Source organism: Rathayibacter tanaceti (assembly GCF_001634385.1).
GTDB lineage: Bacteria > Actinomycetota > Actinomycetes > Actinomycetales > Microbacteriaceae > Rathayibacter > Rathayibacter tanaceti.
Map to the genome: position 1 here is coordinate 1 of NZ_LIIN01000184.1, position 3,663 is coordinate 3,663.

Genomic DNA, 3,663 nt, shown 5'->3' on the forward strand with positions numbered 1-3,663 from the left:
CGCGGCGGTGGCGCTGAGCGCCCCGCGGATCCGCACCGCCGGGTGGGGGCCGAACTCTTCGGTCACCAGGCGATCTCGAGCATCGCGGTGTTGATGCCCGAGCCCACTCCGATGAGCAGCACGCGGTTGCCGGGCTGCAGGGTCTCGGCCTCCTGGGCAGGGTGATCGGGATCGATGCCGGGCCGACGTTGCCGAGCGTCGGGTAGGTCGTGGGGACACGGCTGCGATCGAGGCCGACCGCCTTCACCAGGGCGTTGGTGTGCACATCCGACACCTGGTGCGTGATGTAGCGGTCCATGCCGCCCCAGTTCCAGTCGCGGGTGGCCTCCTTCCAGGCGGAGAGCACGAGGTCCATCCCGCCCTTGAGCAGGGCCTTGGCGTCGGTGAACATGCCGTCGACGCTGCCCACGCAGAGCTCGTTGAACTGCGTGGCCGCGCGGGTGATGCCCCCGAGGATCCGGTGGCCCCTGGGGTGCTCGTCGGCGGGGCCGAGGATCGCGGCGGCCGCCCCCGAGCCGAGGGTGAGGCTCGCGAACTCACTCATGAAGTCCTTGCGGTTCACGCCCTCGCGGCTGAGGCGATCGATGGTGTTGACCTGGATCTCGTCGGCGTCCTCGCCGTCGATGATCATGGCGTAGCGGATCTGACCAGAGTCGATGAGCTGCGCGGCGAGGGTCATGCCGTTCACGAACCCGAGGCAGGCGTTGGCGATGTCGAAGTTGATGGCCGACGAGGGCAGTCCCAGACCGTGGTGCAGGCGCACGGCGACCGACGGCTCGAGATGCTTGCGCGTGACCGAGGTGTTGATGATGAGCCCGATCTGATCGGGGCGGATGCCCGCCTCATCCAGAGCCCGCTTGCCCGCGTCGATCGCTGCCGCGTCGAAACCCTGCTCGGCGCTCCAGTTGCGGCGCTCGTGCACCCCGGCGACGCGCTGGAGCAGGCCCGTGGGGAGTCGGAGGCGTTTCAGCGCCGGAGCCAGGCGCGCATCGATCTCGGCCGAGGTGGTCACTCGCGGAGCCATCGTGGTCGCGACGGACAGCAATGCGACGTTGCGGTGCGTGGTCGTTGCGTTTCCGTCCAACGGAACTCCCTGTCGAGTTGTCGATCCTGGCATGTGCCTCCGCGATTTTACGCTGTCGTTCGGTCAGCGCTTCCTGAACGGGCACTGGATACCGCCGGAAAGCGGCCTCGGGGCACGCGCGTCGCCTTCCGGCCTGCACTGGCGGGGATCGGGGGCGGTCAGTCATATCGGGAGCGTGCTGTCAACCCACCGTCCGCCGAGAGGCTGGGGCACCAGGGCGGAGGGCCGACGGCGCCGAACCACGGGAGCTAGGTCCCCATCGCCCAGGGTTCGCGGTCGCCGCGGAGCCGTGCGGCGAGCGCCATCGCCTGCTCGTCCGTCAGCGTCGCGACGTAGTCGACCACTCCGCGGCCCCGCCCGAGCCGCTGGAGCACGGCGGGGTCGGACGTCGGACGGCCGCGCTCGTCGGTCGGCAGCCAGTCGGGGTGGTCGGCGCGCAGACGGAAGTAGCCGTCGGCCGCGAGTTCGATCAGGTCGAGCAGCTTCTGCGGTGCACGCGAGCCGTCGCGCGGATCAGCGAGCCAGGCGTCGAGGTGGGTCACCAGCGTCTCGAGCACCTGGGACTGCCCGCGCTGGTAGGTGGCGAAGTCGGGGCGGTCGATCACGAAACGCGTGTGCACGAACTTCAGCACCGCCACGTCGTGCCAGGCGTCTGGGAGGAGCGAGAGATGACCCGAGCGGACGTTCGGCTCGGCCAGCACCACGACCGAGCGCTGGAGCCGGCCGATCCAGGAGGAGACGAACGCCTCGATCGCGCGCTCCGTGCGGGTCGAGCCGTCGAACGGCACGGCCAGCAGACCCTCGACCAGCTCGGTCGAGACCCGCTCGACGGAGGCGCGGAAGTGCTCATCGCTCGCGATCCACGGGTCGCGCGCAACGAGCCTGCGCCGCAGCATCTCGAGCGAGTGCCCCGGCGCCCTGGCCCAGAGTTCCGCGGCGTCGAGAGCGGCGAGTGCGTTCTGCTCACGGAGGAACGCGCGGAACTCGACCGCCACCGCCGCCTGCTGCAGGACTCCCGCGCGGTAGAAGTCGTCGAGGTCGTGCAGCGAGTAGGCGATGTCGTCGGCGACGTCCATCACCGAGCACTCGAGGGTCTGCTGCCAGGGGGCGATCGCGGCGAAGCCGGAGCGCGCGTCGAGCAGGTCGTCGAGGTCGAGTGTGTAGGCCGAGAACTTCGGCGGTGCGGTCTCCCACTGGCTGGCGGTGGAGCCGCGCGGCAGCTCGGTGGGGTCGGCCGAGTCGATGCCGGGTCGGCAGACGGTCCGCCCCCAGGGGTACTTGAGCACGGCGGCGCGGGAGGCGGCGGTGAGGTTGAGCCCCACCTCGACCGTCTCGCAGACGTCGAGCTCCGAGAGGATCCGGAACGACTGCGCGTTCCCCTCGAAGCCCTCGGCGAGCCCGAGACGCTCGCGGGCGAGGCGGTCGAGCGCCTGCTCGCCGAGATGCCCGAACGGAGGATGACCCAGGTCGTGCGCGCTCGCGGCCGCCTGCACCACCACGGGGTCGCAGCCGCCGAGCCGCTCGACGAGTTCGCGCTGGGCCCGGTCGGTGGTGGTGAGCTGCATGGCGATCGCGCGGGCCACGGCTGTCACCTTGATCGAGTGCGTGAGCCGGTTGTGCACAACCTGGCCGACGCCGGAGGGCGAGATGACCTGCGTGACGGCGGAGAGACGGGCGAAGTAGGGCGAGAACCGGATCCGCTCGAGGTCGACCCGGTACTCGGGGAACTCCTCGCCGGTGGCGAAGCGGTCGAGCGGCTCGGGGATGCGCCGGTCGCGTCGATGATCGTGGGCCGGCAGCGCTCGGGGGGATGCCGCTGTGCCCGGGAGTTCCGCCTCGCTCATGGCCCCACCCTAATCAGGCGGTCGGCCCGCCCCGGACATCCCTGAGGCCGCGATCGCGGACGTCGGCCGGCTCCTCGCGAGGGCCGACGGCGATCAGCACCGCCGCAGCGACCACTGCCCCGAGAACGTAGACCGCGATGTCGAGCCACGAGAAGGTGGTGCCGACGATCAACCGCAGCGGTGCCCACAGCTCGACCAGGCGCGACGCGACTCCGATCGCCTGGAGCTGCTCCATCGCGATGGACCAGGCCAGCGCGATCCCCGCCGCGGTCACCGCGGGCACGCGGGGCAGCAGGACGGCGGTGAGCAGCGCGACGAGCACCACGTAGAGCACTCCTCCGGCGACATCGGCGAGCAGCCCGGTCAGCAGGAAGCGCAGGGCCAGGCCCAAACCCAGGGTGGTGAGGGCGGCGAGAGCGAAGCGGAGGCGGGCCCTCATCGCGTGCGCTCGTCGAGGGCGCGCTGGAGCCGGTCCAGGGCGAGGAGGAAGGTCCGGTCGTCGGCGACCCGCCAGCCGAGCGGCGCCGGAGAGGCGACGACGAGGGGGACGAGCACGGTGTGGGGGCGTCGGCGGGCGGCGATCGCCTCCGCCGACGCGCGGAGGACCCCGGGGCCGGCCGGGGAACGCGGTGCGAGCACGGCCAGCACGACGGCGCGGACGCGGCGGGAGCCCGCGGGTGAGGTGCCCACTCCGACCGACGCGATCCGCTCCCACTCGGCGATGCGGAGCGCGTC

The 3,663-nt window shown here is 71.6% G+C and carries 3 protein-coding genes and 1 pseudogene; all 4 read right to left on the reverse strand.

Annotated features, from left to right (window positions below; translation table 11 throughout):
- Positions 1 to 62 precede the first annotated feature (62 nt).
- A pseudogene (locus ACH61_RS14440) lies at positions 63 to 1,117 on the reverse strand (3-oxoacyl-ACP synthase III).
- 215 nt (positions 1,118 to 1,332) lie between these two features.
- Positions 1,333 to 2,928 (reverse strand): deoxyguanosinetriphosphate triphosphohydrolase family protein, encoded by a 1,596-nt coding sequence (locus ACH61_RS14445; RefSeq protein ID WP_082845304.1) that lies wholly within the window; start codon positions 2,926 to 2,928, stop codon positions 1,333 to 1,335.
- A 13-nt stretch (positions 2,929 to 2,941) separates the two neighbouring features.
- A complete protein-coding gene (locus ACH61_RS14450; protein WP_068213368.1) occupies positions 2,942 to 3,367 on the reverse strand; it encodes a DUF2809 domain-containing protein in 426 nt (141 codons plus the stop codon).
- Positions 3,364 to 3,663, reverse strand: a 300-nt coding sequence (locus ACH61_RS17575) for a hypothetical protein (RefSeq protein ID WP_161489677.1), incomplete at its 5' end; no start/stop codon positions are given. The genes ACH61_RS14450 and ACH61_RS17575, both read right to left, overlap by 4 nt.

Bases quoted from the DNA above. Each gene is read 5' to 3' on its own strand.
- ACH61_RS14450 (WP_068213368.1), bottom strand. From the start codon at position 3,367: ATGAGGGCCCGCCTCCGCTTCGCTCTCGCCGCCCTCACCACCCTGGGT.
- ACH61_RS14445 (WP_082845304.1), bottom strand. From the start codon at position 2,928: ATGAGCGAGGCGGAACTCCCGGGCACAGCGGCATCCCCCCGAGCGCTG.